We start from the raw sequence: 26,938 nt of genomic DNA on the forward strand, positions 1-26,938 counted from the left end.
CGGTGGGCTTCCTGATTCGAACGGTCATCACGGCCGTTGCCTTCTACATCGCGGCGAATGTCGTGACCGGGCTGTGGTTCTCCAGCCTGACCACCCTGATCATCGCGGCGATCATCTTCGGCGTGGTGAACGCGGTCATCCGCCCGATCGTCGCGACCCTGTCCCTGCCCGTCACGGTGCTGACGCTCGGCCTGTTCACCCTTGTCGTGAACGCCTTGATGCTCGGGCTCACGGCGCTGCTGATGCCGGGCATGCGGATCACCAACCTTTCCGCCGCCTTCTTCGGCGCGATCATCATCTGGCTGGTCTCGTGGCTGGCCAACAAGCTGGTGGGCGACCGCACCGCGGCGGTGGCGCGGTGACCGCGGCCGTCCTTGCCGCCGTCGCGATCACGGCGGCGGTGGCCGCCGCGCTGGCCTCCCTCGGCGCGCCCCCGAAGGCGATTCCGGTCCGGGCGCGCCGGAGGGGTCACGGCCCCGGCAACGGGCGGTAGGGAAGCGGCGCGAAGCGCGTGAGGTGCCAGGCGGTGTCCCTCCAGACACCGCCGGTCATGTAGGGATCGACGGCCCACCAGGCCCTGGCTTCGTCCAGGCTCGGGTGGGCCGTTATCGCGACCGAGCCCACCATCCGCCCCCCGGGCGCGTCGAGGATGGCGCCGCCGGCGGCGAGGAGGCCGGTCTCGGCGGCCGGGTGGACGCGGGCGAAATGGGCGTCGCGCACCGCGAGCCGCCGGGAGAGGGCCTCGGGGTCGGCCCCGTCGCGGGCGATGGCGATGCTGTGGGTCGGGCTCGGCGCGGCCGGGCCCGATGACGGGAGCGGGCGCCAGGGCAGAGAGGCGAGGCGGAAGGGATGCGTCGCGTGGCTCTCCCAGACGCCGCCGCGGCGGAAGGGCTCCGCCTCGAGGTAGCGGTCGAGCGCCGCGTCGGCGACGAGGAGGAGCGAGCCGCGATAGGCCCCCGCCTCGTCCATCACCGCCACGCCGAGAAGGAGGTCCCCGGCCTCGGCTAGGCTCGCGAGCAGGTCGAGGTGGGCGGGGCGGACGGCGCCGATCCGCTCGGCGGCGTCGGCGGCGCCCTTTGCCAGCACCAGGGTGCAGTCGGTCATGGTCGGTCCTCCCCGGGTCATCCCGGACGGGAGGCTGGCCCGCCCGGGCCGCCGCGGCAAGGCGGCGCGGGGGGCCGTGCCGCTAGCGGTTCGTGCGGCCGAGCTTGCCGGGGTCCACGCCGCCATCGGGCGTTGTGTCGTTGGCGGTGTCGCCCTCGTCGGTGTTGTCGCCCTGCAGGACCGCGGGGTCGGTGCCGCGGCCGAAGGTGCCCTTGGAGGAGCCGATGCCGGGGTTGCGCTCCTCGTCGGAGGGCGGGCGGGGGATGCCCTCGCCCAGCCCCTTCTCGTTCGGGCCGCCATGGGGATGCTTGGACGCTGTCATCGTCGCCTCCGTTCCTTGGATTGGAACGGAGGTAACGGATGCTGGCCGACGCGGTTCCCCGTGCGGCCTCAGTACATGTGCTGGCCGCCGTTGATGGAGAGGGTGGAGCCGGTGATGAAGTCGGCCTCGTCGGCGGTGAGGAAGGCGACGCCGCGGGCGATGTCGTCGGCGGTGCCGAGGCGGCCGCGGGGGATGCGGGCGATGATCTTCTCGAGCACGTCGGGCGGCACGGCGCGCACCATCTCGGTGTCGACGTAGCCCGGGGCGATGGCGTTCACGGTGATGCTGGCGCGCGCGCCCTCGAGCGCGAGGGCCTTGGTGAAGCCGTGGATGCCCGACTTGGCGGCGGCGTAGTTCACCTGCCCGTACTGGCCGGCCTGGCCGTTGATCGAGCCGATGTTCACGATGCGGCCGAACTTGCGGGACGACATGCCGTCCCAGACGAGCTTGCAGAGGTTGAAGCAGGAGCCGAGGTTGGTGTCGATCACGTCGTCCCAGGCCTTGCGGTCCATGCGCTTCATCGTGTTGTCGCGCGTGATGCCGGCGTTGTTGACGAGGATCTCCACCGGCCCGACCTCGGCCTCGATCTTCTTCAGGGCCGCGGCGCACTGGTCCCAGTCGGAGACGTCGAACTTGTAGGTCGGGATGCCCGTGCGCTCGGTGAAGGCGCGGGCCGCCTCGTCGTTGCCGGCGTAGGAAGCGACGACCGTGCGGCCGTTCTTCTGCAGATGCTCGCTGATGGCGGCGCCGATGCCGCGCTGACCCCCGGTGACGAGTGCGATGCGTGCCATGGTTGGACCTTTCTTGGACGTGGGCTCCCGTCCGTGAGGCTGGCGCATGGGCCAAGGGGCTTCAAGGGGGGCCTCATGGGCGGAGCCCGCCGGATAGCCGCCCCGGCCGCCGTTTTCTTCCCCCGGCCGCGGAATAGGTGCCCGGCGCGAGAGAATGGTGGCGGCACAACCCCCTGGCGGTGTAGGACGCCGCCGCCCGTGCGCACTCGCGGCACCCACCGCCGCGCCGCCCGCCGCCATCAAGGACCGCCTCCCCATGGACACTCCGATCGCCGCCGTGCTCTGGCCGGAAGAGGCCGGCCGCGACATGGCCGCGCTGACGCGCCTCATGGAGCACCTGGAGCGGTGCTGCCTGGAGCTCGGGGCCGACGAGGCGGCGGGCCACCTGGCGGAGGCGGCGGCCTGCCTGACGCAGGACCGCGCGCAGCGGCGCATGGCGGCCTGAGGGACCCGGGCGCGGCCCGGATCCGCCGCGCCGCCCTTGCGGGCGCGCGCATGCGCTGGTAGCCGCGGGGCCCTCCCGATCCCCTCGGTGCCCAGCCTTGCAACGATTGCCGCGACAGCCGGAACTCGACGCGCTCCGCGGCCTCGCCGCCCTCTCCGTGCTCCTGCACCACAACCTCGTGGCGGCCGGGCTGCTGAGGGGATGGCTCTACGACGTCCTGGAGGCCTCGCCGCTCCGCGGGCTCGTGTCGGGGCGCCCGGCGGTGCTCTTCTTCTTCGTGCTGAGCGGCTACGTCCTCGCGCGCTCCCTGCGCGGCACCGGGACCGGGCGCTCGGCCGGCCGCTACGCGCGCTGGGTCCTGCAGCGCGCCGTGCGGCTCGGCCTGCCGACCCTGGGCGCCCTGCTGCTCTCGGTGCTGCTCTACCGCCTGACCTATGACGGGACCTGGCCCGGCCAGACGCCGTGGCTGCGGCAGCAGCTCTGGCGGCATCCGCCCGAACTGGGCGAGTTCCTGCGGCAGGCGCTGCTGCTCGTGCCGGAGCGGGGCTTCGACCTCGTCTACCCCGTCTGGAGCCTCGTGCACGAGTGGCGGATCTCGCTCCTCATCCCCGCCCTCGTCGCGGTGCCCGCGCTGGGGGGAAGCCGGGGCGCGGCGCGGCTCGTCCTGGTCGGGGCCGGCCTGTCCGGCCTAGCCGGCGGCTCCGCCGGGGAGGGCACCTACACCGGCGAGACTGCGCTGGAGGACCTCCGGGCGACGCTCTACTTCCTGCTGCCCTTCCTGCTCGGCGTCGCGCTGGAGGCCGGCCGCGTCGCCGAGATTCCGGGCGGCTGGGGGATGGTGGCGGCCGCGCTCCTGGCGGTGGCCGGGCTGGCGCGGGTCGGCAGCGACCTCGCGATCGTCGCCGCCGCCGCGCTGCTGATCTGGGCGGGGCAGCGGCCGGGGCCGTTCCGGGCGGCGCTGCGGCGGCCGGCGCTGGTCGCGCTCGGCACCGTTTCCTTCAGCCTCTACCTCGTCCACGAGCCGCTGCTCGCGGCCCTGCACCACGGGCTGCACGACGCCCTGGCCCCGGCCCGGATCGCCGCCCTCAGCCTGGCCGCCGCGCTGCCGGCGGCCTGGCTGTTCTTCCTCGGTGGAGCGGCCGGCGCACCGGCTGGCCCGCCGGATCACGCGTCCCCGCCCGGGGACGGCGCCGGAGGGGGCGCTTGCCGCGACGGACCGGGCGAAGGCGGAGCCCCCCTGAGGCCCCGCGCCGCCGCCGTCAGGCCGCGCGCTTGCGGCGCGGCAGGCCGAGGCGGTCCCAGACCGCGGTGAGCGCGCCCGCGAGACGGGCGATGGCGGCGTCGTCGTGCAGCGGCGTCGGCGTGATGCGCAGGCGCTCGGTGCCGCGGGGCACGGTCGGGTGGTTGATCGGCTGGATGTAAATCCCGTGCTCGTCCAGCAGGAGGTCGCTGGCCGCGCGGCAGAGGGCGGCGTCGCCGACCATAACGGGCACGATGTGGCTCGGGTTCAGCATCACCGGCAGCCCTTCGGCGAGAAGGGCGTCGCGGGTGGCGCGGGCGCGCTCCTGGTGGGCCGTCCGCTCGGCGTCGGAGGCGCGGAGGTGGCGCACGCTAGCCAGCGCGCCCGCCGCGATGGCCGGGGCGAGGGTGGTCGAGAAGATGAAGCCCGAGGCGAAGGAGCGGACGGCGTCCACGAGGGTCGCGCTGCCGGCGATGTAGCCGCCGCCGACGCCGTAGGCCTTCCCGAGCGTGCCCTCGACGACGTCAATCTCCACCCCCTCCCGCGCCGCGACGCCGGCGCCGCCGGGGCCGTAGAGGCCGACCGCGTGGACCTCGTCGATGTAGGTGAGCGCGTTGTGGGCGCGGGCGAGGTCGGCGATGGCGCGGATGGGCGCGATGTCGCCGTCCATGGAGTAGACGGATTCGAAGGCGACGATCTTCGGCGCCTCCGGCGGAAGCTCCGCGAGAAGCTCGGCGAGGTGGGCGACGTCGTTGTGGCGGAAGACCCGCTTGGGCCCGCCGCCGTGGCGGATGCCCGCGATCATGGAGGCGTGGTTGTCGGCGTCCGACAGGATCGTGCAGCCCGGCAGCAGGCGCGCGAGGGTCGACAGCGCCGCCTCGTTCGCCGCGTAGCCGGAGGTGAAGACGAGGGCGGCCCCCTTGCCGTGGAGCGAGGCGAGCTCCGCCTCCAGCGCCACGTGGTGGCGGCCGGTGCCGGAGATGTTGCGCGTGCCGCCGGCGCCGGCGCCGTCCTCGCGGATGGCGGCGATCATGGCGTCCCGCACGGCGGGGTGCTGGCCCATGCCGAGGTAGTCGTTGGAGCACCAGACGGTGACGGGCGAGCCGTCCGCGCGCCGGGCCGCCGGGAAGGCGCCGGGCTGGCGGTGCAGCGTCAGGAAGTGGCGGTAGCGCCCCTCCGCGCGGAGCGCGTCGAGATGGGCACCGAGGAGCGCGTCGTAATCCGGCATGGTGGCGGGCATATGGGGGTCTGGCCGTGCCTGGTCAGGGTGGGGGGCGGGATCACGGGAACGTATCCACCCGGCGGGCCTACCATTTCCATAATTTTCTCGCCCTCCCGGCGCCGGACGCGGGCCAGGGGGGCGAGAAGCGGGGGTTCCCGGGCCGGCCGCGGCCGGCCCGGGGTCAACGGGAGGACGCGCCGGTCAGGCGGCCTCGACGCACATGGCGACGCCCATGCCGCCGCCGATGCAGAGCGTGGCGAGGCCCTTCTTGGCCCCCTGGCGCCGCATCTGGAACAGCAGGGTGTTCAGCACCCGCGCGCCCGAGGCGCCGATGGGGTGGCCGAGCGCGATGGCGCCGCCGTTCACGTTCACCTTCGCCGGGTCCCAGCCAAGGTCCTTATTCACCGCGCAGGCCTGCGCCGCGAAGGCCTCGTTCGCCTCGATGAGGTCGAGGTCGTCCACCGACCAGCCGGCCTTCTCGAGCGCGCGGCGCGACGAGGGGATGGGCCCCGTGCCCATGATGGAGGGATCGACGCCCGCGGTGGCCCAGGAGACGATGCGGGCCAGCGGCGTGACGCCGCGGCGGGAGGCCTCGGCGCCGCTCATGACGAGGAGGGCGGCCGCGCCGTCGTTGAGGCCCGACGCGTTGCCGGCGGTGACGGAGCCCTCCTTCGAGAAGGCCGGGCGGAGCTTCTGCAGGATCTCGATCGTCGTCTCGGGCTTGGGGTACTCGTCGTTCTCGTAGACGGTCTCGCCCTTGCGGCCCTTCACGGTCACCGGCGTGATCTCGTCCTTGAAGCGGCCGGCCTTCATCGCCTCGCCCGCCTTGCGCTGGGAGGCGGCGGCGAACTCGTCCTGCTGCTCGCGCGTGATCTGGAACTTCTGGGCGACGTTCTCGGCGGTGTTGCCCATGTGGTAGCCGTGGAAGGCGTCCCAGAGGCCGTCCTTGATCATGGTGTCGACCATGGCGAGGTCGCCCATCTTCTGCCCGGCGCGAAGCTGCGCGGCGTGGGGCGCCTGGGTCATGCTCTCCTGCCCGCCGGCGATGACGATCGTCGCGTCGCCCGTCGCGATCTGCTGGGCGGCGAGCGCCACCGTGCGCAGGCCCGAGCCGCAGAGCTGGTTGATGCCGAAGGCGGTGCGCTCGACCGGGATGCCCGCCAGGATGGCGGCCTGGCGGGCCGGGTTCTGGCCGGCGCCGGCGGAGAGCACCTGGCCGAGGATCACCTCGTCCACCTCCTCCGCGGAGACCCCGGCGCGCTCGAGCACGGCCTTGATGGCGATGGCGCCAAGCTGGTGCGCGGGCAGGCTGGCGAAGGCGCCGTTGAAGCTGCCGACCGGGGTGCGGGCGGCGGAGGCGATGACGATGTCGTCCATGGGTGCGCTCCTCGTTGATCCCAGGATTTTCCGGCGAGGGGGCCGCTGGGAGGGGGGTTATAATTGGGGTGATGCTGCGCGTGGCGCGGGGGGCAAGCAATCCCGGGAAGAGCGGGTCTGCCCCTCATTCCGCGTCTGGCGCGCGCCCGGCGCCGCGCGGCAGGCCCAGGACCCAGTCGCGGAGCGGCCGCCAGAGGGCGGTCTCGGCCCGGAGGCCCGCGGCCATGCCGATATGCCCCGCGGGCACGTCGAGCACGGTGGCGGCGGGCAGGCGGGCGGCCAGCGCGCGGGCGCTCTCGGGCGGCACGATGCGGTCGCCGCGGGGGATGGCGACGAAGGCGGGGCCGCGCCAGGCCGCGGGGTCCACCGCCTCCCCGGCGACGCGCCACTCCCCGGACAGGGGGGTGTTGGCGCCGTACCAGCCGCCCAGGCACTCCCGCGCGACGGGGGCGGGCAGGGGGACGCCGTCGTTCAGCCAGTCCTCCAGCGCCACGAAATGGGCGGCGCGGGGCGAGGCGGGGTCGAGGCGGCCGAAGGCGCGGAACTTGCGCGCGATCCCGAAGGGGTCGAGCCCCGCGAAGGCGAGCTGGAGGAAGTCCACCGGCAGCCCGCCCGTCGCGGCCATGACGGGCTCGAGCGAGGGCAGGATGTCGGCCGAGGCGCGCGCCCGGGCCCGCGCCTCCGCGCCGCCCGCGTGGAAGTCCCAGGGGGTCGCCAGCAGGACGAGGCCGCGGACGAGGTCCGGCCGGCGGAGGGCGGCGGCAAGCGCCAGGAGCCCGCCCATGCAGTAGCCGACGAGGACGACCGGCCCGCCCGCGGCGCGGGCCGCGGCGGCCAGGCCGCGCTCCAGCCGGCCGGCGATGAGGTCGCCGAGGGAGAGGCGGTGCTCGGCCGCACCGGGCTCGCCCCAGTCGAGCAGGAGGGGGCGCAGCCCCGCGCCGGCCATCCAGCGGAGCATCGAGTGGCCGGGCATGAGGTCCAGCACCGACGCCCGGTTGACGAGGGAGGGGACGAAGAGGGCGGCGGGCGCCGCGCGGTCCGCGCCCCCGTAGTCCAGCAGCCGGGCCGGGCCGTCGGACCAGAGGGTGGGCGGCGCGGGAAGGTCGCGGCGCCAGGGGTGGTCGCGGTAGGCGACGATGCCGCGGAGGAGGGCGGCGTCCTCCTGCTGGAGGCGCCGGAGGACGGCGGCGCGGAAGCCCTCGGGGTCAGCGCCGCCGCGGAGGGCGTGCAGGATCCGCCGGTGCTCCGCCCTCGCCTCGGGCGAGCGCGGCGCGAAGCCCGGCCAGCTCGCGCTCCAGGGCATCGAGCCGGGCGCGGAGGGCGCCATCCCCGGCATCGGGGCGGAGGGGATCGAGGCCAGCGACAGCCAGGCGCGGCCCAGGGCCAGCGTCAGGTGCGCCGGCAGCGGGCGCGGCCCGCGGCGATGGCTCATGCGGTGGCTCCGGCGGCGCGGCGTCCGGGGGTGGCGATCCCGGCGGCCTCCCCTCCGCGGCGGGCGGGCCGGGCCAGGGGGACGGCCATCCCGGGGGCGAGGGGGGCGGGGCCGGCCAGCCCGGCGGCGGCCAGGACGGGAAGGACCAGGATGGCGATGGGGGCGGCCCGGCCGGCGGCTGGGGCGGCCAGCCCGGCGGCGCCCAGCCCGGCGGCGCCCAGCCCTGGGGCCAGCCGGGCGGCCAGGACGGCGGCTGCCAGGGGGCCGGCCAGGGCGAGGGCCAGGAGGGCGGCCCGGCCGGCGAGGGCCAGGGCGGCGCCCAGGGAAGGTTCAGGGCCGCGGCGGGCCAGCCGGTGCCCGGCGCGGACCAGGGGTTGGGGACGCCGCTGGCGCGGGCCGCCTCGGTCCAGGGGCGCGCCCAGGAGGTGGCGGCGCCCGCGCAGGCCGCGAGAAGGGCGGGGTCGGTGGCCATGGCGGCCATCTCCCCCTGCCAGAGGCTGATCCAGTCGGCGGCGAGGCGCGCGAGGTCCGGCGCCTCGGTCCCCTCCGCCGGGCCGCCCGCCTCCGGGCCCCCCGGGGCCTTGCCGTCCGACCCGTCCATCTCTTCCCCGACCCGTCCCGTCCCGCACGGCCGCGCCGCGGCCCTCCGCGAGGGGCATCTTCTGGTCCTTGTCCGTCAACACGGCCATCCCCCGACCGGTCCGGCGCTCCCGCCGCGCTGCACCCGGCCGGCCCCGGAAGAGGCGCCTTTTGCATTGCGGCGTGGCGGGTCTAGCATCAGGCATCCCGGCCCGTGAACAGGCAGCGCGCCGTTCGGGGGCGCACCAGCGACCCGGCGCGATCCGGGGGAGGAAGACCGGACCATGCCCCAACCCGCCGCTCCGCAGGACGCGGCAGCCGAGACCCCGCCCCGGCCGCCGGTCGTGGTGAAGAAATACGCCAACCGGCGCCTCTATAACACCGAGACCTCCTCCTACGTCACGCTGGAGGACCTGGCGGGCATGGTGCGGCAGAAGCGCGACTTCACCGTCTCCGACGCCAAGACGGGGGAGGACATCACCCGCTCCGTCCTGACGCAGATCATCGTGGAGGAGGAGAGCAAGGGGCAGAACCTGCTGCCGATCCCCTTCCTGCGCCAGCTCATCGGCCTCTACGGCGACAGCCTGCAGGCGGTGGTGCCGCGCTACCTCGAGGCCACGATGGGCACCTTCGCCCGCCAGCAGGAGGGGATGCGCCGCGCGGCGCAGGACGCCGTGGGTTCGGCCATCGGCTTCAACGCCTTCTCCTCCTTCGAGGAGATGGGCAAGCAGAACCTGGCCATGCTCGAGCGCGCGATGAGCCTCTTCACGCCCTTCCCCCGGGCGGGCGGCACGGCCGGGCCGGCGGCGCACCCCGTGGACGAGACGCAGGTGCTGCGCGAGGAGGTCGCCCGGCTGCGGGGGGAGCTCGAGCGGCTGAAGGGTGGGGCGGGCTGAGCCCGCGGGGACGGCCCGGACCCCGCGCGGGGTCGGCCGTTCCCGCCCGCGGGGCCCCGCCGGGCGACCACACGGTGGCGCCGGGCGACCGCCGAGCGGCGCCGGGCGACCGCAGAGCGGCGCCGGGCATTACGCGGCGCCGCCGGGCGCACTAGATTGGGGGGATGGTCGCCCTCACCTCCCCCGACTTCAAGCGCCGCGCCTCCCGAGCCCTGGGGGATGAGCGCCTCCAGACCGCGCTCAAGCGCGGCGGCTCCGGCTTCCACTCCAAGCGCGCGCAGGCCATCGCCGCGCTGCCGGAGTTCGAGCGGCTGCGCGACATCGGGCGCGACATCAAGAACCACACGCTGGCGAACCTCGACCACTACCTCGAGGTCTTCGAGCGGAACGTGATCGCCAACGGCGGCAAGGTCCACTGGTGCGCCGACGCGGCCGAGGCGCGGGAGACGGTGCTCGGGATCTGCCGCGCGGCCGGCGCGCGGACGGTCACCAAGGGCAAGTCGATGATCTCCGAGGAGATCGGGGTGAACGAGCACCTCTCGGCCCACGGGATCACGCCGGTGGAGACCGACCTCGGCGAGTACATCCTCCAGCTCGTGGACGAGGCGCCGTCGCACATCATCGCCCCGGCCTTCCACCTCAACCGCGACGACTGGGAGACGCGCTTCCGGGCCGCGCACACGGACCTGCCGAAGGACCGCGTGTTCCACGACCGCCGCGACATCATGGCCGAGGCCCGCGGCAAGCTGCGGGAGCGCTTCCTGGCGGCCGATGTCGGCATCACCGGCGCGAACTTCCTCATCGCCGAGACGGGCTCCTCCGTCATCGTGACGAACGAGGGGAACGGGGACCTGACGCAGACGCTGCCGCGCGTGCACATAGCGCTGGCCAGCATCGAGAAGGTGGTGCCGACGCTGGAGGACTGCACCTCGCTGCTGCGGCTGCTCGCGCGCTCGGCCACGGGGCAGGACTTCTCCGTCTACACGACCTTCAGCACGGGCGTGCGGCGCGCGCGGGACCTGGACGGGCCGGAGGAGTACCACGTCGTCCTCATCGACAACGGCCGGTCCAACATGGTCGGCACGGATTTCCACGAGATGCTGCGCTGCATCCGCTGCGCCGCCTGCATGAACCACTGCCCGGTCTACGGCGTCACGGGCGGGCACGCTTATGGCTGGGTCTACCCGGGGCCGATGGGGTCGGTGCTGACGCCCTCCCTCGTGGGCGTCGAGAAGTCCGGGCACCTGCCCAACGCCTCCACCTTCTGCGGGCGTTGCGAGAGCGTCTGCCCCGTGAAGATCCCCCTGCCGAAGATGATGCGCCACTGGCGGGAGCGGGAGTTCGAGCGGCACCTGGCCCCCTCCTCCGTCCGCACCGGGCTCGGCGTCTGGGGGTGGTTCGCGCGGCGGCCGGGCTGGTACCGGGCGGCGTCCCGCCTCGGCATGGGGGCGCTGTCGCTGCTCGGCCGCGGCCGCGGACGCTTCCAGAGCCTGCCGCTGGCGGGCGGCTGGACGGAGGGGCGCGACCTGCCGGCGCCGGAGCCGGGCGGCACCTTCATGGCGCGCTACGCGGCCGCGCAGCGGGGCGGGCGGCGATGAGCAGCCGGGAGGGCATTCTCAACGCCATCCGCCGAGGGCTGAAGCGCGGCCCGTTGCCGGCGGACCAGCGGGCGATGCTCGACGGGCGGCTGGCGACGCACCCGCGCCACCTCATCCCCGCCCGCTCCCGCGTGTCGCGGCCCGAGCAGATCGCGCTCTTCGTGCGGAACCTCGAGAAGGAGTTCGCGACGGTGGAGCGGGTGCCGGACGCGGAGGCGGTGCCGGCGGCGGTCGCGGACTACCTCGCCGCGCAGAACCTGGCGCCGCGCTTCGCGATGGCGCCGCACCCGGAGCTGACCTCCCTGCCCTGGGACAGCCGCCCGATGCTCGAGTTCGAGGCGCGGCGCGCGCGGGGGGACGACGCGGTCTCGGTGCAGCACGCCTGGGCCGGGGTCGCGGAGACGGGGACGATGCTCTTCCCCTCCGACCCCGCGCGGCCGACGACGCTGAACCTGCTGCCCGAGACCGAAATCGCGATGATCCGCGCCTCGGCCATCGTGGGCGCCTACGAGGAGGCATGGGACCGGCTGCGGGCGGAGCGCGGGGGCGCGGAGCCCTCGGGCGGCTTCATGCCGCGCAACATCATGTTCGTGACCGGGCCCTCGCGCTCCGCCGACATCGAGCAGACGCTGGAGCTCGGCGCCCACGGGCCGCGCCGGCTGCACGTCGTGCTGGTGGAGGACGAGCCGGCGGCGCGGGTCGCGCTCTCGGAAGGCGACCCGCGGCCGGAGGCGGCGCGCGAGCCCGTGGCGCGCCCGGGGCAGATCGCCAACCCGGCGGACTGATGGCGCGCCGGGCCCGCATCGTCTCGGCGTCCGAGCGGGCGCTCTGGCACGCCTACCTGTCGCTCAACGCGGTGGAGGCGCTGCCGGGCCGCGACGCGCCGCCGCCACCCCCGCCCGCGCCGCCCGCCGAGCCCCTGGCCGCGCCCGCGGCCCCCGCCGCGCCGCGCCGGCCGACGAAGCCCGCCACGGTGCCGCTCGTCGCCGTCGGCCAACCGGGGGCGGGGCTGGACGAGAAGCGCTGGCGGGACCTGCGGCGCGGCAAGACGCGGCCGGAGCGGACGCTCGACCTGCACGGGCGGCGGGCGGAGGAGGCGCACGGCGCCACCCTGTCCTTCCTGCGCGCGGCCCACGCGGACGGGCTGCGCTGCGTGGCGATCGTGACCGGCAAGGGCGCGGGGGAGGGCGGCGTGCTGCGGCGGGAGCTGCCGCACTGGCTGAACCTGCCCTCGCTGCGCCCGCTCATCCTTGGGGCCGCGCACCCGCACCGGGCGAACACGGGGGCGGTGCACCTGCTGCTGCGGCGGCGGCGCGGCTAGGCCGGCGCGGCTAGACCGGCGCGGCCGCGCCTCAGTCCGCCCCCATCAGCCCCTCGACCACCCCGCGCAGCACCGCGATCCCGTCCGACAGGCGCTCGAGGGCCAGCGGCCGGCCGCGCGCCTCGCCGACGGTGGCCAGCGCCGCCCGGTCCTGGGCCAGCTCGCGGGCGGAGAGCCGGTTGTCGCCGTCGTAGTCGAGGCTCTCGAGCACCACCCGCGCGGCCGCAAGGCCGCCGAGCGCGCCGGCGCCCCCGGCCAGCCCCGCCAGCTCCGGCCCGGCCTCGGACTGGATGGAGAGCAGCCAGGCGGCGCCCCGGAACAGCCGCGCCAGCTCCGCCGTGCCGAGAAGGTTGTCGCCGGAGACGTCGCCCACGCGCACGATGGCGGCGGCGCAGTCCGGCACGCTGCCGATCCCCGGCCCGCAGGCGGCCTCCAGCACCTCCACGCTGCCGAGGAAGGCGACGCCCTCCCCCTGGGAGGCGAAGGCGAGCGGGGTCGCGGCGCAGCGGCGCCAGGCGGTCACGGGGGCGTCGCCGGGAAGCCGGTCGTCGCGGAGCTTGTTGGCGGGCTCCGCCGTCTCCAGCCCCTCGCCGGCGGGGCGGAGGAGGAGGCGCGGGGCCTCGGCGCCGCGGCCGGTGGCGACCGTCCAGCCGGCGGCCTGCCGCGCCTCGGTGAAGCGGAGCAGCCGCGCGGGCCCCTCCGCCGGCACGCGGGCGGCGGCGCGGGCCGAGAGGGCGAGCATGCCGGCGGGCGCCGCGCAGTCCCCCGCGAACCAGGCGCCGCGCAGGCGCTCGGGCACCGCCGCCACGGCGTCCGGGGCCTGGGCGTTGGCGGGCAGCAACGGGGGCAGCAGCAGGGCGAGGGCGAGGAGGAGGCGGTTCATGGCAAGGGAACCTCGATTCCGGCGCAGAGGTCGATCGGGTCGCGCGTCACCTCGCGCCCGTCGCGGAAGACGGCGGTGAGGCGCGCGGGGCAGCCGGCGCCCTCGGGCGGGGCGATGTCCAGCGTCTCGTTGCGGCCGAGCACGGTGGCGCCGAGCCGGTCCGGGCCGCGCGGCTCGCCGGGCGCGTCGACGTAGAGCTCGACCACGGGGAGCGCCGCGGTGTTGCGCAGCCGGATGCTGCCCGGGCGCGGCCCGTCGTCGTCTTCCTCGCCCTCGTCGAGGCGGGCGGCGATGGTCCAGCCGGGGCGGACGGCGACGACCGGCACCTGGCAGATGTTCACCTCCCGCCGCTCCTCCGCGCCGCCCGTGGGGAAGACGACGCGCAGGTCCACGACGCAGTCGACGGGCAGGGTGAGGAGCTGCCGCTCGCCGCGCCCCAGGCCGCCCGGCAGCCGCTCCGGCCCCCAGTCGCCCTCGGTGGAGGAGGAGACGTAGACCTCGTCGATCCGCGCGCCGTGGCGGTTGACGAAGGTGACGCCGCGCTCGGGCGGGCGGGGGATGCCGCTGCCGTCGAAGGTGACGGTGGGGGTGCGGCAGACGTCGACGTCGCGCCGCGCCTCGGCGCTGCCGTCCTCGTAGGTGGCGCGGAAGTCGGCCTCGCAGCCCGGCAGGCGGATCCGCAGGCGGAAGCTGCTGCCGTCGGGCGCGGTCTCGCCGCCCATGCGGTTCGCGCCCCACCCCTCCTCGGCGTTGAGCGCGGGGGAGCGGCCGCCGGGCACGGCGTGCAGGCCGCGCAGCACGCGCCCCGAGCCGTTGGCGATCGTCAGCTCCCGCCAGTGGAGCGAGGGGTCGGCGAGCGTCACCCGCGGGCTGCGGCAGATGTCGGCGCGCGGGCGGAAGACCTCGGTGCCGTCGGCGAGCACGGCCGTGATGTCGAAGACGCAGTCCCGCCGGCGGCCGAGTCGCAGGCGGTGCATCCGGCCCGCCGGCACCACCTCCGCCCCCAGCCGGTCGGGGCCGCGGGGAGCGCCCGGTGGAGCGGCGTAGAGCTCGCGCAGGTCGAGGTCCGTGTCGTTGTTCACGATTGCCTCGCGCGAGGGGGCGGAGGTGTCGCCCAGCACCACGCGCGGGCTGCGGCAAAGGTCGATCCGGCGGTCGTCCTGCGTCTCGTCGGCGAGGATGGCGCGGAGCGACCAAGCGCAGGGCTGGTTGCGGCCGAGGCGGAGCCGGAGGCTGCCGCCGGGCGGCAGGGTGTCGGCGCCGAGCCGGTCGGGGCCGGGGTCGGTCTCGTTGCCGGGGGCGAGGTAGAGCTCGCGCACGGCAAGGCCGGTCTCGTTGACGACCACCGCCTCGCGCTCGGCCCGGCCCGGCGCGCCCTGGGCAAGGGCCGGGGCGGCGGCGAGGAGCAGGGAGAGGACGAGCCCCGCCCGGCCCGGCCCTGCCCAACCTAGCCAGGAGCCGGTGAGGATCCCGCGCATTCAGACATCCCGATCCGTCCCGCGCCGGCCCGCCCGGCGAGGTGCCCGCAGGATCGTCGCATGAAAGCCACGGCGCAATGGCGCGAAAGCCACACCCGGCCCCCCGACTGACAGCGGGAGCGGCGCGCCGCGCCGGCGGGATCATGGCGCAGCTTTGATGGGGCGCGCGGATTCATCTCCCGACGGGGCGGGCCTAGGATGGAACGAACCGCCCTGGGAGGGACGAACGATGAGCCGCCACCTGATCCGCCGCCGCCACATGCTGGCCGGGGCCGCGGCCCTGCCCTTCCTCGGCGCGTCCGCGCGGGCCCAGGGCACGCAGCGCTACGCCGCCCTCAGCATGTTCATCCCGGCCGCGCCCGGCGGCGGGTGGGACGGACTCGGGCGCGCGATCGAGCAGGTGGCGCGGCCCGCGGGGCTCGTGGGCTCCATCCAGTTCGAGAACGTGGGCGGGGCGGGCGGCGCGGTCGGCCTGCCGCGCTTCGTGGCCCAGCGCCGCGGCCGGCCCGAGGCGCTGATGGTGGCCGGCGCCGTGATGGTCGGCGCGACGCTGACCAACAAGAGCCCGGTGACCATCAAGGACGTGCTGCCGGTCGCGCGGCTGACCGACGAGTCCTCCGCGATCGTGGTGCCCGCCAACTCCCCGATCCAGGACCTCAAGGGCTTCATGGACGCGCTGAAGGCGGGGCCGGGCGCGGTCGCGGTCGGCGGCGGCTCGGCGGGGGGGATCGACCACATCCTGCTCGGGCTGCTCATCAAGTCGGTCGGCCGCAACGCGCGGGAGGCCTCCTACGTCGCCTTCGCCGGGGGCGGCCCGGCCCAGGCGGCGATCCTCGGCGGGCAGGTGAAGGCGGGCATCTCCGGCTATTCGGAGTTCGCCGAGCAGATCAAGTCCGGCCGGATGCGGGCCCTGGCGACGAGCGGCGAGAAGCGGATCGACCCCGCCGTGCCGACGCTGAAGGAGAGCGGGATCGACATCGTCGTCGGCAACTGGCGCGGCCTCTTCGCGCCGCCCGGCGTCAGCGCGGAGGCGCGCGCGAACCACGCCCGTTTCGCCGCCGAGCTGCACGCGCTTCCCGCCTGGAAGGAGCTGCTCGAGACCCGTGGCTGGGAGGACGCCTTCATGGAAGGCACGGCCTTCGAGGAGTTCCTCCGGCGCGACAGCGACGCGACGCTGGCCGTGCTGAAGGACATCGGCTTGGCCTGAGCCCGGGCCGGGGGCCGGGCTTCCGGTCCCCCCGGGGCCGTGCCATTCACGCAGAAGGGCCGGCGCCGGCGGGCCAGGGAACGGGACGTCCAATGAACCAGCCAAGCCCCGCGCGCCTCCAGGCGGGCACGCCGCGCGCCGACCTGGCCGTCGGCCTCGTCGTCGTCGCCCTCGGCCTGCTCGTGCTCTACGCGGCCTGGGCGATCCCGGATTCGCCGCTCTACGCCCAGGTGGGGGCGAAGGCGGTCCCCACCCTCGTCGGCGTCATCCTCGTCGCGCTCGGGATCGGCCTCTCGGCCTCGGCCGCCCGCGGCGGGTGGAGCGGGGGGCTGGAGGAGGCCATGGCGGCGCCGCCGACGAACTGGCGGGCGCTGGGGCTGCTCGGCGCGGGGCTGCTCGTGCAGCTCGCCCTCATCGACTGGCTCGGCTTCGTCATCGCGGCGACGATCCAGTACGTGCTCGTCTGCGCGGCCTTCGGCTCGAAGCGGCCGGGACGTGACCTCGCGATCGGGGTCGCGGTCACGCTCGGCGCCTATATCGCCTTCTCGAAGCTGCTCGGCGTGAACATCGGCGCGGGCGTGCTGGAGGGGATCCTCTGATGGACGCCTTCGCCGGCCTCGCCATGGGCTTCGCCAACGCGCTGACGCCGATCAACCTCGGCTGGGCGCTGCTCGGCTGCTTCCTCGGCACCGCGATCGGCGTGCTGCCGGGCATCGGGCCCGCGCTGACCATCGCGCTGCTGCTGCCCGTCACCTTCAAGGTGGAGGCGACCGGCGCCTTCATCCTCTTCTGCGGCGTCTTCTACGGCGCGATGTACGGGGGATCGACCACCTCGATCCTGCTGAACACGCCCGGCGAATCGGGCTCCATCATCACCGCGCTGGAGGGCGCGAAGATGGCCCGCAACGGCCGCGCGGGGCCGGCGCTGGTGACCGCCGCGGTCGGCTCCTTCGTGGCGGGCACCGTCGGCACGCTCGGCATCTCCTTCATCGGGCCGGTGGTGGTGGAGCTGGCGCTGAAGCTCGGGCCGGCGGAGTACTTCTCCCTCATGCTGCTCTGCTTCGTCACCGTCTCGGCGGTGCTGGGCGGCTCGGCGCTGCGTGGGCTGACGTCGCTGGCCTTCGGGCTGATGCTCGGGCTGGTGGGCATCGACCTGCAGACGGGCCAGCCGCGCCTGACCTTCGGCGTGCCGGAGCTGCTGGACGGGGTGAACGTCGTGCTCGTCGCCGTCGCGCTGTTTGCCGTGGGGGAGACGATGCACCTCGCCTGGCGGCACCTGGAAGGCAACCAGGAGGTGCGCGAGGTCGGCCGCCTCTGGATGACGGCGAGCGACTGGCGGCGCAGCCTCGGGCCCTGGCTCCGCGGCTCCCTCCTCGGCTTCCCCTTCGGCGTGCTGCCGGCGGGCGGCACCGAGATGCCGACGATGCTGAGCTACTACGCCGAGCGGAAGATGGTGCGCCCCGAGCACCGGCACGAGTTCGGCACGACGGGCGCGATCGAGGGCGTGGCCGGGCCGGAGGCGGCGAACAACGCGGCGGCGGCGGGCATCCTCGTGCCGATGCTGACACTGGGCCTGCCCACCTCGGCCACCGCCGCCATCATGCTCTCGGCCTTCCAGTCCTACGGCATCCCGCCGGGGCCGATGCTGTTCACGCAGCAGCCGGTGCTGGTGTGGACGCTGATCGCGTCGCTCTACATCGCGAACGTCATGCTCGTGGTGCTGAACCTGCCGCTGGTCGGGCTCTGGGCGCGCATCCTCAAGATCCCGACGCCGCAGCTCTACGCGGGCATCCTCGTCTTCGCGACCATCGGCACCTACGGGATCAGCAACTCCGTCACCGACCTCGTGCTGCTCTACGGCATCGGGATCGTGGCGATGTTCATGCGCCGCTTCGACTTCCCGACCGCGCCGGTGGTGATCGGCATGATCCTCGGCCCCATGGCGGAGCAGGCGCTGCGCCAGGCGCTGACGATCAGCCAGGGCGACTGGACGACCTTCCTCACGCGCCCGATCTCGACCGCGATCCTCGCGCTGGCGCTGCTGGCGCTGGTGGGGCCGCGTCTCTGGGGGGCGTTCCGGCGGCGGGAGGCGGCCTGACGCGGCCGCCCCCCGCAAGCGGCCTCACCGGCTCGGCGTGACCCGCCAGACGGTGTTCGACAGGTCGTCGGCCACGATCAGCGCGCCGCGCGGGTCCACCGACACGCCGACGGGGCGGCCCCGCGTGTTGCCCTCGCCGTTCAGGAAGCCGGACACGACGTCGACCGGGTCGCCGCTGGGCCGGCCGTCGCGGAACGGCACGAAGACGACCTTGTAGCCGACGGGGTTGTCGCGGTTCCAGCTGCCGTGCTGGCCGACGAAGACGCCGTCCGCGAAGGTCGCGCCCATGGCGGGGGCCGAGAAGGCGACGCCGAGCGCCGCGACATGCGCGCCGAGGGCGTAGTCGGGCGCGATCGCCGCGGCCACGCGCTCCGGGTTCTGCGGGCGCACGCGGGTGTCCACGTTCTGCCCCCAGTAGCTGTAGGGCCAGCCGTAGAAGCCGCCCTCGCGCACCGAGGTCAGGTAATCCGGGACGAGGTCGGGGCCGATCTCGTCGCGCTCGTTCGCCACCGCCCAGAGCTGCCCGCTCCCCGGCTGGATCGCGAGCGCCGTGGGGTTGCGGAGCCCGGTCGCGTAGGGCCGGTGCGCGCCCGTCTGCCGGTCGACCTCCCACACCATGGCGCGGTCGATCTCGACGTCCATCCCGCGCTCGGTGATGTTGCTGTTCGACCCGATGCCGACATAGAGGAACCGCCCGTCGGGGCTGGCGGCGAGGGACTTCGTCCAGTGGTGGTTCACCGCCGCGGGCAGGTTCGTCACCAGCGTCGGCGGGCCGCTCGCCTCGGTCTGGCCCGCGCGGTAGTCGAAGCGCACCAGGGCGTCCTGGTTGGCGACGTAGAGGTTGTTGTCGACCAGCGCGAGGCCGTAGGGCCCGTTCAGGTTGCTCGCGAAGACGGTCCGGCTCTCGTAGGTGCCGTCGCCGTCGGCGTCGCGCAGCAGCGTCAGGCGGTTGCCGCCGGGAACCGAGGTCTTGCCCCAGCTCTTGATGATGCCGGCGATGAAGGCCTTGGGGTTGAGCCGGGGCGCGCCCTGGCCGCCCGTGCCCTCCGTCACCAGGATGTCGCCGTTGGGCAGGACGAGCGTCTGGCGCGGGATCCGCAGGTCGGTCGCGATGGCCTGGATCGTGTAGCCCGGCGGCACCGTCGGGCGGTCGTTGCCCCAGGACGCCGGGCGGGGGATCGTCATGTCCGGCAGCAGGCCGCGATGCGGCGCCGGCAGGTTGGGGTTGGCGCCGTGCTGCTCGGCGGCCGGGGCGTCGTCGCAGGCGGAAAGGGCGAGCGCCGCAGCGCCGGCCAGCAGGATTGCGCGCATCACGCCGTCTCCCTCGAGTGAGTACCGGAATAGCCCATCCAGGCCCCGACAAGCGCGAGGACCGCCACGACCGCGGACAGGTAGAGCGCCTCCGGCATGATCGCGAAGGCGTCCTTCGAGTGGACGAGCGCGTTGGCGAAGCCGAGCAACCACATGGCGAGAAGCACGACGAAGTAGGCGGCGGCGCGCCCCCGCCGCCCCGCGGGGCTCCGGACGAGGCCGATCAGCGCCCAGAGCAGGGCGAAGCCCCCCACGAACAGCCCGCCGGCCAGGAGCCAGGAGGAGAAGTTCGCCCACTGCACCTGGAAGCTCGCCTGGTAGGCGAGGTCGCTGAGCAGGGCGCCGAGGAACAGAGGCAGGGGGAAGGCGAGCAGGATGGCGTTCAGGGGATGAAGAGGTCTCTCGAACCTCGTGGCGGCGATGGTGGCCAAGGCGGATCCTCTCGTGTCTCGATCCGGCCGGGCCATGCGCGCGGTAACCTGGCCCGCGCCCGCCGGGATTGCTTCAGACGGAACGGGACGGCAAACCCTGGGTTTCGGCGCCGGCCGCAATCGGTGGGCAGCGGGGCGCGTCGCCCGCCGCCCGCCTTACCCCGCGCGACCCGCGAGCAGCGCCGCGTTCACGGCCGCCGGCGCCTCGAAGGCCACCCAGTGCCCGGCGCCGGGCACCACCAGCGCCTCCGTCCCCCGCGCGCGGAAGAAGGCGATGCGGGAGGCGAGGTCCGGCAGGGTGATCGCGTCGCGCTCCCCGTAGATGACCGAGAGGGGGGTGCGCACCGCCTCCAGCGCGTCGCGCAGGCTGGTGGCGCTGACGACGCGGCGGCTGCGGAAGCGCGCGTGGTCGCTGTTCCAGGCCTGGATGGCCAGCGCCTCCGCGTCGATGCGCGCGGGGTCGGCGATCATCAGCCGCGCCAGGTTCTCGCGGTGCGCGGCGGTGCGGTCCTCGCTCGCCCGGTCGCGGACGGAGACCAGCGGCGTGGGCTGGCGCGGCAGGCCGAGGCCCCCGGCGCCGAGCAGGGTGAGGGAGGTCAGCTCCGCCCCCGCGCGCGCCGCGACATGGCCGGCGATGATGGCGCCGAAGGAGAAGCCCGCCAGCGCGTGGGGCGCGCCGCCGAGCCGGGCGGCGATCCCGGCCGCGACGATGGCCGCGATGCCCCAGAGGTCGGCCTCCGGCGGCGGGAGGTCGGATTCCCCGAGCCCCGGCAGGTCGGGCGCGAGGACGCGGTGCTGCCGCGAGAGCGCCTCGACGTTCCGCGCCCAGTGCCGCCAGGACCCCGCCCCCCCGTGCAGCAGCACCAGCGGCGGCCCCGCGCCCCATTCGTGCCAGACCATCCGCCCACCCGCGAAGGCGGTCTCCGCGCGGGTGGCGGCGGCGGCGAGGGCGGCCAGGCGGCCTCCGGTCGGGGCGGTGTCCATGCCCGGCTTTTCGTCGGAAAGGCGGCCCAAGGGAACCGGTGCCGGGGAATCGGCCGCGTGGAACCTCCTGCCGCGCGCGCCCGATCTCGGCTAGACCGTCTCGGCCGGACCTGAACGAGGGGGAGCGATGATCGACTTTCGCGGGAAGCGAATCCTCTGCCTCGGCGACGTCATGCTGGACCGCTTCCAGTACGGCCGGATCGACCGCATCTCGCCGGAGGCGCCGGTGCCCGTGGTGCGGATGACGGACCGCCAGGCCATGCTCGGCGGCGCCGGCAACGTCGCCCGCAACATCGTCTCCCTGGGCGGCGAGGCCGTGCTGGTCGGCCTGGTGGGCGACGACGCAGCGGGGCGGGAGGTCGCGGCCCTGATCGCGGCCAGCCCCGGCCTCGACGACGCCAACCTCCGCTCCGCCACGCGCCCGACGGTCGCCAAGACGCGGATCATCGCCGGGCACCAGCACGTCGTCCGCCTCGACGAGGAGGTGACGGAGGCGGTGTCCGAGGCCGACGCCGCGGCGGCGCAAGCGCGCGTCTCGGCCCGGCTGCCCGGCTGCCACGCGCTGGTGATCTCGGACTACGCCAAGGGGCTGCTCTCCGCGGAGGTGGTGGGCCACGCGATCGCGGAGGCCCGGCGCCTCGGCCTGCCCGTGCTGGTGGACCCCAAGCGCGAGGACTTCGCCTTCTACCGCGGCGCCACGGTCCTCACCCCGAACCTGCGGGAGCTGCGCGCGGCGGCCGGCGCGCAGCGCCCCGCCCTGCCCGCCGAGACCGACGCCGAGCTCGCCGCCGCCGCGCGCGCGCTGATGGCCGGGGCGGAGGCGGGCGCCATCCTCGTCACGCGCTCGGAGAAGGGGATGCTGCTGGTGGAGGCCGATGGCGGCGTCCACGCCGTGCCGGCCCACGCGCGGGAGGTCTTCGACGTCTCCGGCGCCGGGGACACGGTGATCGCGGTGGTGGCGCTGGCGGTGGCCGCCGGCCACGCGCTGCCGCGGGCGATGCGCATCGCGAACGCGGCGGCCGGCGTCGTCGTCGGCAAGCTCGGCACGGCGACGCTCGACATCGCGGAACTGGCCGCGGCCGTCGAGGCCGACGCGGGCGAGGACGCGGTGATCGCGGGCAAGGTCGCCTCCTCCCCCGGCCAGGCGCTGTCGGTCGTGGAGGGATGGCGGCGGCGGGGCCTGGAGGTCGGCTTCACCAACGGCTGCTTCGACATCCTCCACCGCGGGCACGTCACCATGCTCCAGGCCGCGCGCGCGAAGTGCGACCGGCTGGTGGTGGCGCTGAACACGGACGAGAGCGTGGCGCGGCTGAAGGGCCCGGCGCGCCCGGTGAACGCGCTGGAGGACCGCCAAGCGGTGATCGCGGCCCTGCAGTCGGTGGACCTCGTGCTCGCCTTCGCCGAGGACACGCCGCTCGACCTCATCACGCGCCTCGGCCCGGACGTGCTGTTCAAGGGCGCGGACTACACCGAGGAGACGGTGGTGGGCGCCGAGGTCGTGCGCGCGCGGGGCGGGCGGGTCGCGCTGATCGACCTCGTGCCGGGGCGGTCCACGACGAGCATCATCGCGCGCAGCCGGGTGATGGCGGGGTAGCGCCGCGCGGCGGGCGGCGCCCGCCCGGCCAGTGTCGCCCGGTCAGTGCCGCCCGTTCAGTGCCGGAAGTGCCGCATCCCGGTCATCACCATCGCGAGCCCCGCCTCATCCGCCGCCGCAATCACCTCGTTGTCGCGCATCGAGCCGCCGGGCTGGATGACCGCCGTGGCGCCCGCCGCCGCCGCGGCCTGGAGGCCGTCCGCGAAGGGGAAGAAGGCGTCCGACGCGACGACCGAGCCCTGGGCGAGCGGCGCGTCGAGCCCCGCGGCCTTGGCGGCCTCCGCGCTCTTCCAGGCGGCGATGCGGGCGGAATCGACGCGGCTCATCTGCCCCGCGCCGATGCCGACGGTGGCGCCGCCCTTGGCATAGACGATGGCGTTCGACTTCACGTGCTTGCAGACTCGGAAGGCGAAGACGAGGTCGTTCATCTCCTGCGCGGTCGGCTGGCGCTTCGTCACCACGCGGAGGTCCGCCATGGCGACCCGCCCGGCGTCGCGGGACTGCGCGAGGAAGCCGCCGCCGACGCTGCGGAAGGTCATGCCGGGCGCCGCCGGGTCGGGCAGGCCGCGCGTGAGCAGCAGGCGAAGGTTCTTCTTCGTCGCGAAGATCGCGCGCGCCTCGTCGTCGGCGTCGGGGGCGATCACCACCTCGGTGAAGATCGAGGTGATGCGCCGCGCCGCCTCGGCGTCGAGGGTGCGGTTGGCCGCGATGATGCCGCCGAAGGCCGAGACGGGGTCGCAGCGCAGCGCCGCGTCCCAGGCCGCGTTCAGGTCCGCCGCCACCGCCACGCCGCAGGGGTTGGCGTGCTTGACGATGACGATCGCGGGCTCGTCGAACTCGGCCACCGCCTCGAAGGCGGCGTCGGTGTCGTTGAGGTTGTTGTAGGACAGCTCCTTGCCCTGCACCTGGTCCGCCGTCGCGATGCCCGGGCGGTGCGTGCCGTCGAGGTAGAAGGCGGCGGACTGGTGCGGGTTCTCGCCGTAGCGCAGCGTCTGCTTGAGCATCCCCGGCACCGAGAGGCGCGGCGGGAACTCCTCCTCCACCACCTCCGCGAACCAGCGCGCGATGGCGGCGTCGTAGGCGGCGGTGCGGGCGTAGGCCGCGGCGGCCAGGCGCTTGCGGGTGTGGAGCGAGGTGCCGCCGGTCTCGGCAATCTCGCGCGCGACCTCGATGAGCTGCTCGGGCTCGGTCAGCACCGCGACATGGGCGTGGTTCTTGGCGGCGCTGCGGATCATGGCGGGGCCGCCGATGTCGATGTTCTCGACGCAGTCCTCGTAGGAGGCGCCGCGGGCGACGGTGGCCTCGAAGGGGTAGAGGTTCACGCAGACGAGGTCGATCGGGGCGATGCCGTGCTGCTCGACCTGCGCCACGTGCTCGGGCACGTCGCGGCGGAACAGCAGCCCGCCGTGGACGCCGGGGACGAGGGTCTTCACCCGCCCGTCCAGGATCTCGGGGAAGCCCGTGTGGTCGGACAGCTCGACCACGGCGACGCCGGCCTCGCGGAGGGCCTTGGCGGTGCCGCCGGTGGAGAGGATCTCCGCCCCGCCGGCGTCGAGGCTTCGCGCGAATTCGACCAGCCCCGTCTTGTCGGAGACCGAGAGGAGGGCGCGGCGGATGGGGAGGGTGGCCATGGGCGGGCGGATAGCGCGGGCCGCGCCGCGACGCCAGCGCGGCGGCGCGCGGGGCAGGTGCGAGCGGGTCGGGGACCGGCCCCCGCGACCGGATCGCCCGAGTCGCGAAACGGTACATCGCGGGAACGCGCTTGTGCCCCGCGCGGTGTCCAGCCACCAGGGATGGTGGTTCGGCACGCCGGAACACCCGTCAGCGATTCGTTCGCGCGACTCGGGGGAGCCGCCTGATTCGGCACCCTTTCCGGACCGGCCCGTTCGGCATGTGTTCGAGGGTCGGTTCGGAGGCGAGGGGGAACATCTGGTTGCGGCGCGGCATCCAACCGCGGGGGGGATGGGACGTTCCGGCCAGGGCCATCCCGGCCCGGCAAGGTGAGGAACCCATGGCAGCAGCCCCTTCCGAGGCCCCCCCGGCCCGCCCGCTCCTGGCCAGCCGCCGCGCGCTGGTGACGGGCGCCTCCTCGGGGATCGGCCTCGCCGTGGCCCGCGGCCTGGCGGCGGCCGGGGCGGCGGTGGCGGTGAACTACCACTCCCAGGCGGCGCCGGCGGAGAAGCTCGTGGCGGAGATCCGGGCGGCCGGCGGCCAGGCCGTGGCCCTCGGCGCCGACGTCTCGGACGAGGGGGAGGTGGCCGGGCTGGTCGACCGCACGGTCGCCGAGTTCGGGGGGCTCGACGTGCTCGTCGCCAATTCCGGCATCCAGAAGGACGCGCCGGTGGGACAGATGAGTCTGTCCGACTGGAACGCCGTCCTCTCGCTCAACCTGACGGGCCAGTTCCTCTGCTGCCGCGAGGCCATCCGCGCCTTCCGCGCGCAGCCCCCGCGGGAGAGGGGCGCGCGCGGCTCGATCGTCTGCATGAGCTCGGTGCACGAGCTGATCCCCTGGGCTGGGCACGTGAACTACGCGGCGGCCAAGGGCGGCGTGCGGATGATGATGCAGACCCTCGCCCAGGAGATGGCGCCCGAGCGCGTGCGGGTGAACGCGATCGCGCCCGGCGCCATCCGCACCCCCATCAACAAGGAGGCCTGGGGCACGCCCGAGGCGCTCGAGAGGCTGCTGAAGCTCATCCCCTACGGCCGCATCGGCGAGCCCGAGGACGTGGCGCGCGCGGCCGCCTGGCTGGCCTCGGACGAGGCGGACTACGTCACGGGCGTCACCCTCTTCGTGGACGGGGGGATGGCGCTCTACCCGGGCTTCGTCGGCAACGGCTGATGGGGGAGCCGATCGAGAACCACGGCATCGTGGGGGACCTTCGCACCGCGGCCCTGGTGGGGCTCGACGGGACGGTGGACTTCCTCTGCTGGCCGCATTTCGACAGCCCGAGCGTCTTCGCCTCCCTCCTCGACGACGAGCGCGGCGGGCGCTTCGAGCTGGCGCCCGTTCTGGACGGCGCGCGGCACCGCCAGCTCTACCTACCGGACACCAACGTGCTGCTGACCCGCTTCCTCTCGCACCATGGCGTCGCCGAGATCTCCGACTTCATGGCGATGGGCCGCACGCAGCGCCTCGTGCGCCGCGCCAAGGCGGTGCGCCAGGGCATGCGCTTCCGCATGCGCTGCGCGCCCCGCTTCGACTACGCCCGCGCCGTGCCGGCCGTGCGGGAGGAGGGGGGAAGCCTCGTCTTCGAGGCGCCGGGCGGCCGGGCGCTTCGCCTGCGCGCGACCGTGCCCCTGCGGATGGAGGGCGCGGACGGCGTCGCCGAGTTCGACCTGCGGGCCGGCGAGGCCGCGGCCTTCGTGCTGGAGGAGGCGGCGCTCGGCGAGGCCCGCCCCGCCGACCCGCGGGAGGTGGCGAACGGCTTCAAGGCCACCGCCGACTACTGGCGGGGCTGGAGCGCGCACTCGACCTATCGCGGGCGCTGGCGGGACATGGTGAACCGCTCCGCCCTTGTGCTGAAGCTGATGACCTCGGGCGAGCACGGCTCGATCATCGCCGCCCCCACCTTCGGCCTGCCCGAGACGATCGGCGGCGTGCGAAACTGGGACTATCGCTACACCTGGATCCGCGACGCCGCCTTCACCGTCTACGCCTTCCTCCGCCTCGGCCATGTCGCGGAGGCGAACGCCTTCATGCGCTGGCTGGCCGCGCGCGGGGCGGAGTCCGGGCATGACGGGCACATCGACCTCATGTACGGCTTCGACGGGCACCGGCAGCTCGGCGAGACGGAGCTGCCGCACCTGCGCGGCTACGCGGATTCGCGCCCCGTCCGCATCGGCAACGGCGCCGCGGGTCAGCTCCAGCTCGACATCTACGGGGAGCTGATGGACGCCGCCTACCTCTCGGACAAGTACGGCGAGCAGATCTCGCACGAGGCCTGGCAGGGCGTGATCCGCTCGATGGACTGGCTTTCGACGAACTGGGAGCAGCCGGACGAGGGGATCTGGGAGGTGCGCGGCGGGCGGCAGCACTTCCTGCACTCCCGCCTCATGTGCTGGGTGGCGCTCGACCGCGCGATCCGCCTGGCCCGCAAGCGCTCCCTCCCCGCGCCGCTGCTGCGCTGGTCGGAGGCGCGCGACACGATCCACGCGGACATCCACGCGAACTTCTGGAACGCCGAGCAGCGGGCCTTCGTGCAGGTCCGCGGCGGCGCCTCGCTCGACGCCTCCTGCCTGCTGATGCCGCTGATGCGCTTCATCAGCCCGACGGACCCGCGCTGGATCTCCACCCTGCGCGCGGTCGGCGAGCGCCTGGTGGAGGACAGCCTCGTGCGGCGCTACGAGGACGAATCGGTGGACGGGCTCGACGGCATCGAGGGCAGCTTCAACATGTGCTCCTTCTGGTACGTCGAGTGCCTGGCGCGCGCGGGCGACCTCAAGCGCGCGCGCTTCCTCTTCGAGAAGATGCTCGGCTACGCCAACCACCTCGGCCTCTACGCGGAGGAGCTGGGCCCGGCCGGCGAGCACCTCGGCAACTTCCCGCAGGCCTTCACGCATCTCGCGCTGATCAGCGCGGCCTACTACCTCGACCGGGCACTGTCCGCGGCGGAGATCTAGCCGCG

General features: G+C 74.8%; 26 protein-coding genes. 13 read left to right on the top strand and 13 right to left on the bottom strand.

From position 1 onward, the window contains the following. The first annotated feature begins 2 nt into the window (after window positions 1–2). Window positions 3–362 carry a phage holin family protein gene (locus EAH89_RS20940; RefSeq protein WP_140885659.1) on the top strand — a complete coding sequence of 120 codons (360 nt, stop codon included), beginning with the start codon at window positions 3–5 and terminating at the stop codon, window positions 360–362. Window positions 363–468: 106 nt separating this feature from the next. On the opposite strand, the gene EAH89_RS20945 is transcribed toward EAH89_RS20940, so the two are convergent. The 3 genes from EAH89_RS20945 to phbB form a co-directional block, all read right to left on the bottom strand. Beyond that, complete coding sequence (locus EAH89_RS20945) at window positions 469–1,104, bottom strand: YciI family protein (RefSeq protein WP_161993701.1); 636 nt, start codon at window positions 1,102–1,104, stop codon at window positions 469–471. A gap of 82 nt (window positions 1,105–1,186) precedes the next feature. Beyond that, on the bottom strand, window positions 1,187–1,426 hold the full coding sequence (locus EAH89_RS20950; RefSeq protein ID WP_206667624.1) for a hypothetical protein: 240 nt from the start codon (window positions 1,424–1,426) through the stop codon (window positions 1,187–1,189). 68 nt (window positions 1,427–1,494) lie between these two features. Then, window positions 1,495–2,217 carry an acetoacetyl-CoA reductase gene (gene phbB / locus EAH89_RS20955; protein WP_140885661.1) on the bottom strand — a complete coding sequence of 241 codons (723 nt, stop codon included), beginning with the start codon at window positions 2,215–2,217 and terminating at the stop codon, window positions 1,495–1,497. Between the two features lie 256 nt (window positions 2,218–2,473). Here phbB and EAH89_RS20960 point away from each other — a divergent pair, with 256 nt between their 5' ends. Together EAH89_RS20960 and EAH89_RS20965 are read left to right on the top strand one after the other, a co-directional pair. After that, the gene (locus EAH89_RS20960; protein WP_140885662.1) at window positions 2,474–2,662 is read left to right on the top strand and encodes a soj family protein; all 189 of its coding nucleotides are present in this window, start codon (window positions 2,474–2,476) and stop codon (window positions 2,660–2,662) included. Window positions 2,663–2,768: 106 nt separating this feature from the next. After that, window positions 2,769–3,974 (top strand): acyltransferase family protein, encoded by a 1,206-nt coding sequence (locus EAH89_RS20965; RefSeq protein WP_140885663.1) that lies wholly within the window; start codon window positions 2,769–2,771, stop codon window positions 3,972–3,974. Here the strand turns inward: EAH89_RS20965 and hemA are convergent. The 4 genes from hemA to EAH89_RS32705 form a co-directional block, all read right to left on the bottom strand. Then, entirely contained in the window at window positions 3,922–5,142 is a 1,221-nt protein-coding gene (gene hemA, locus EAH89_RS20970; protein ID WP_140885664.1) for a 5-aminolevulinate synthase, read from the bottom strand. The two genes, EAH89_RS20965 and hemA, sit on opposite strands and share 53 nt — an antisense overlap. 183 nt (window positions 5,143–5,325) lie before the next feature. Then, window positions 5,326–6,501, bottom strand: a complete 1,176-nt coding sequence (locus EAH89_RS20975; protein WP_140885665.1) for an acetyl-CoA C-acetyltransferase — start codon at window positions 6,499–6,501, stop codon at window positions 5,326–5,328. Window positions 6,502–6,625: 124 nt separating this feature from the next. Further along, window positions 6,626–7,804: an alpha/beta fold hydrolase gene (locus tag EAH89_RS20980; RefSeq protein WP_241667133.1), complete on the bottom strand. Its 1,179-nt coding sequence runs from the start codon at window positions 7,802–7,804 to the stop codon at window positions 6,626–6,628. After that, a complete protein-coding gene (locus EAH89_RS32705) occupies window positions 7,707–8,534 on the bottom strand; it encodes a hypothetical protein (RefSeq protein WP_241667129.1) in 828 nt (275 codons plus the stop codon). The genes EAH89_RS20980 and EAH89_RS32705 overlap by 98 nt, the downstream gene beginning before the upstream one ends. Before the next feature lie 262 nt (window positions 8,535–8,796). On the opposite strand from EAH89_RS32705, the gene phaR reads away from it, so the two are divergent. From phaR to EAH89_RS21000, 4 genes are all read left to right on the top strand, one after another. Next, complete coding sequence (gene phaR, locus EAH89_RS20985; protein WP_140885667.1) at window positions 8,797–9,408, top strand: polyhydroxyalkanoate synthesis repressor PhaR; 612 nt, start codon at window positions 8,797–8,799, stop codon at window positions 9,406–9,408. Between the two features lie 164 nt (window positions 9,409–9,572). Beyond that, a complete protein-coding gene (locus EAH89_RS20990; RefSeq protein ID WP_140885668.1) occupies window positions 9,573–11,006 on the top strand; it encodes a lactate utilization protein B in 1,434 nt (477 codons plus the stop codon). Beyond that, entirely contained in the window at window positions 11,003–11,791 is a 789-nt protein-coding gene (locus EAH89_RS20995) for a LutC/YkgG family protein (RefSeq protein WP_140885669.1), read from the top strand. The genes EAH89_RS20990 and EAH89_RS20995 overlap by 4 nt, the downstream gene beginning before the upstream one ends. Beyond that, window positions 11,791–12,327: a Smr/MutS family protein gene (locus EAH89_RS21000; protein WP_140885670.1), complete on the top strand. Its 537-nt coding sequence runs from the start codon at window positions 11,791–11,793 to the stop codon at window positions 12,325–12,327. The genes EAH89_RS20995 and EAH89_RS21000 overlap by 1 nt, the downstream gene beginning before the upstream one ends. A gap of 31 nt (window positions 12,328–12,358) precedes the next feature. On the opposite strand, the gene EAH89_RS21005 is transcribed toward EAH89_RS21000, so the two are convergent. Next, on the bottom strand, window positions 12,359–13,210 hold the full coding sequence (locus EAH89_RS21005) for a hypothetical protein (protein ID WP_140885671.1): 852 nt from the start codon (window positions 13,208–13,210) through the stop codon (window positions 12,359–12,361). Further along, on the bottom strand, window positions 13,207–14,688 hold the full coding sequence (locus EAH89_RS21010) for a hypothetical protein (protein ID WP_140885672.1): 1,482 nt from the start codon (window positions 14,686–14,688) through the stop codon (window positions 13,207–13,209). The genes EAH89_RS21005 and EAH89_RS21010 overlap by 4 nt, the downstream gene beginning before the upstream one ends. 229 nt (window positions 14,689–14,917) lie before the next feature. Between EAH89_RS21010 and EAH89_RS21015 the strand changes: the two genes are divergently transcribed. From EAH89_RS21015 to EAH89_RS21025, 3 genes are all read left to right on the top strand, one after another. Then, window positions 14,918–15,895, top strand: a complete 978-nt coding sequence (locus EAH89_RS21015) for a Bug family tripartite tricarboxylate transporter substrate binding protein (protein ID WP_140885673.1) — start codon at window positions 14,918–14,920, stop codon at window positions 15,893–15,895. Window positions 15,896–15,987: 92 nt separating this feature from the next. Continuing rightward, window positions 15,988–16,494, top strand: coding sequence for a tripartite tricarboxylate transporter TctB family protein (locus EAH89_RS21020; protein WP_140885674.1), 507 nt, complete (start codon window positions 15,988–15,990; stop codon window positions 16,492–16,494). Further along, window positions 16,494–17,993 (top strand): tripartite tricarboxylate transporter permease, encoded by a 1,500-nt coding sequence (locus EAH89_RS21025; RefSeq protein ID WP_140885675.1) that lies wholly within the window; start codon window positions 16,494–16,496, stop codon window positions 17,991–17,993. Before EAH89_RS21020 ends, EAH89_RS21025 begins: the two co-directional genes overlap by 1 nt. Window positions 17,994–18,017: 24 nt before the next feature. On the opposite strand, the gene EAH89_RS21030 is transcribed toward EAH89_RS21025, so the two are convergent. From EAH89_RS21030 to EAH89_RS21040, 3 genes are all read right to left on the bottom strand, one after another. Next, a complete protein-coding gene (locus EAH89_RS21030) occupies window positions 18,018–19,304 on the bottom strand; it encodes a PQQ-dependent sugar dehydrogenase (protein ID WP_140885676.1) in 1,287 nt (428 codons plus the stop codon). Next, window positions 19,304–19,735, bottom strand: a complete 432-nt coding sequence (locus EAH89_RS21035) for a DUF2231 domain-containing protein (protein ID WP_140885677.1) — start codon at window positions 19,733–19,735, stop codon at window positions 19,304–19,306. Before EAH89_RS21035 ends, EAH89_RS21030 begins: the two co-directional genes overlap by 1 nt. 156 nt (window positions 19,736–19,891) lie before the next feature. Beyond that, window positions 19,892–20,719: an alpha/beta fold hydrolase gene (locus EAH89_RS21040; protein ID WP_140885678.1), complete on the bottom strand. Its 828-nt coding sequence runs from the start codon at window positions 20,717–20,719 to the stop codon at window positions 19,892–19,894. Between the two features lie 130 nt (window positions 20,720–20,849). Here EAH89_RS21040 and rfaE1 point away from each other — a divergent pair, with 130 nt between their 5' ends. After that, a complete protein-coding gene (rfaE1, locus tag EAH89_RS21045) occupies window positions 20,850–22,313 on the top strand; it encodes a D-glycero-beta-D-manno-heptose-7-phosphate kinase (protein WP_456306518.1) in 1,464 nt (487 codons plus the stop codon). Between the two features lie 56 nt (window positions 22,314–22,369). Here the strand turns inward: rfaE1 and purH are convergent, their stop codons facing one another. Continuing rightward, window positions 22,370–23,944 (bottom strand): bifunctional phosphoribosylaminoimidazolecarboxamide formyltransferase/IMP cyclohydrolase, encoded by a 1,575-nt coding sequence (gene purH / locus EAH89_RS21050; RefSeq protein WP_140885680.1) that lies wholly within the window; start codon window positions 23,942–23,944, stop codon window positions 22,370–22,372. A gap of 380 nt (window positions 23,945–24,324) precedes the next feature. Here purH and EAH89_RS21055 point away from each other — a divergent pair, with 380 nt between their 5' ends. Both EAH89_RS21055 and EAH89_RS21060 read left to right on the top strand, forming a co-directional pair. Continuing rightward, window positions 24,325–25,152 (top strand): glucose 1-dehydrogenase, encoded by an 828-nt coding sequence (locus EAH89_RS21055; RefSeq protein WP_140885681.1) that lies wholly within the window; start codon window positions 24,325–24,327, stop codon window positions 25,150–25,152. Beyond that, on the top strand, window positions 25,152–26,933 hold the full coding sequence (locus EAH89_RS21060) for a glycoside hydrolase family 15 protein (protein WP_140885682.1): 1,782 nt from the start codon (window positions 25,152–25,154) through the stop codon (window positions 26,931–26,933). Before EAH89_RS21055 ends, EAH89_RS21060 begins: the two co-directional genes overlap by 1 nt. The last annotated feature ends 5 nt before the right edge of the window (window positions 26,934–26,938 follow it).

It is taken from the genome of Muricoccus nepalensis, from assembly GCF_006438825.1.
In the GTDB taxonomy this organism is placed as follows: Bacteria; Pseudomonadota; Alphaproteobacteria; order Acetobacterales; family Acetobacteraceae; genus Roseomonas; species Roseomonas nepalensis.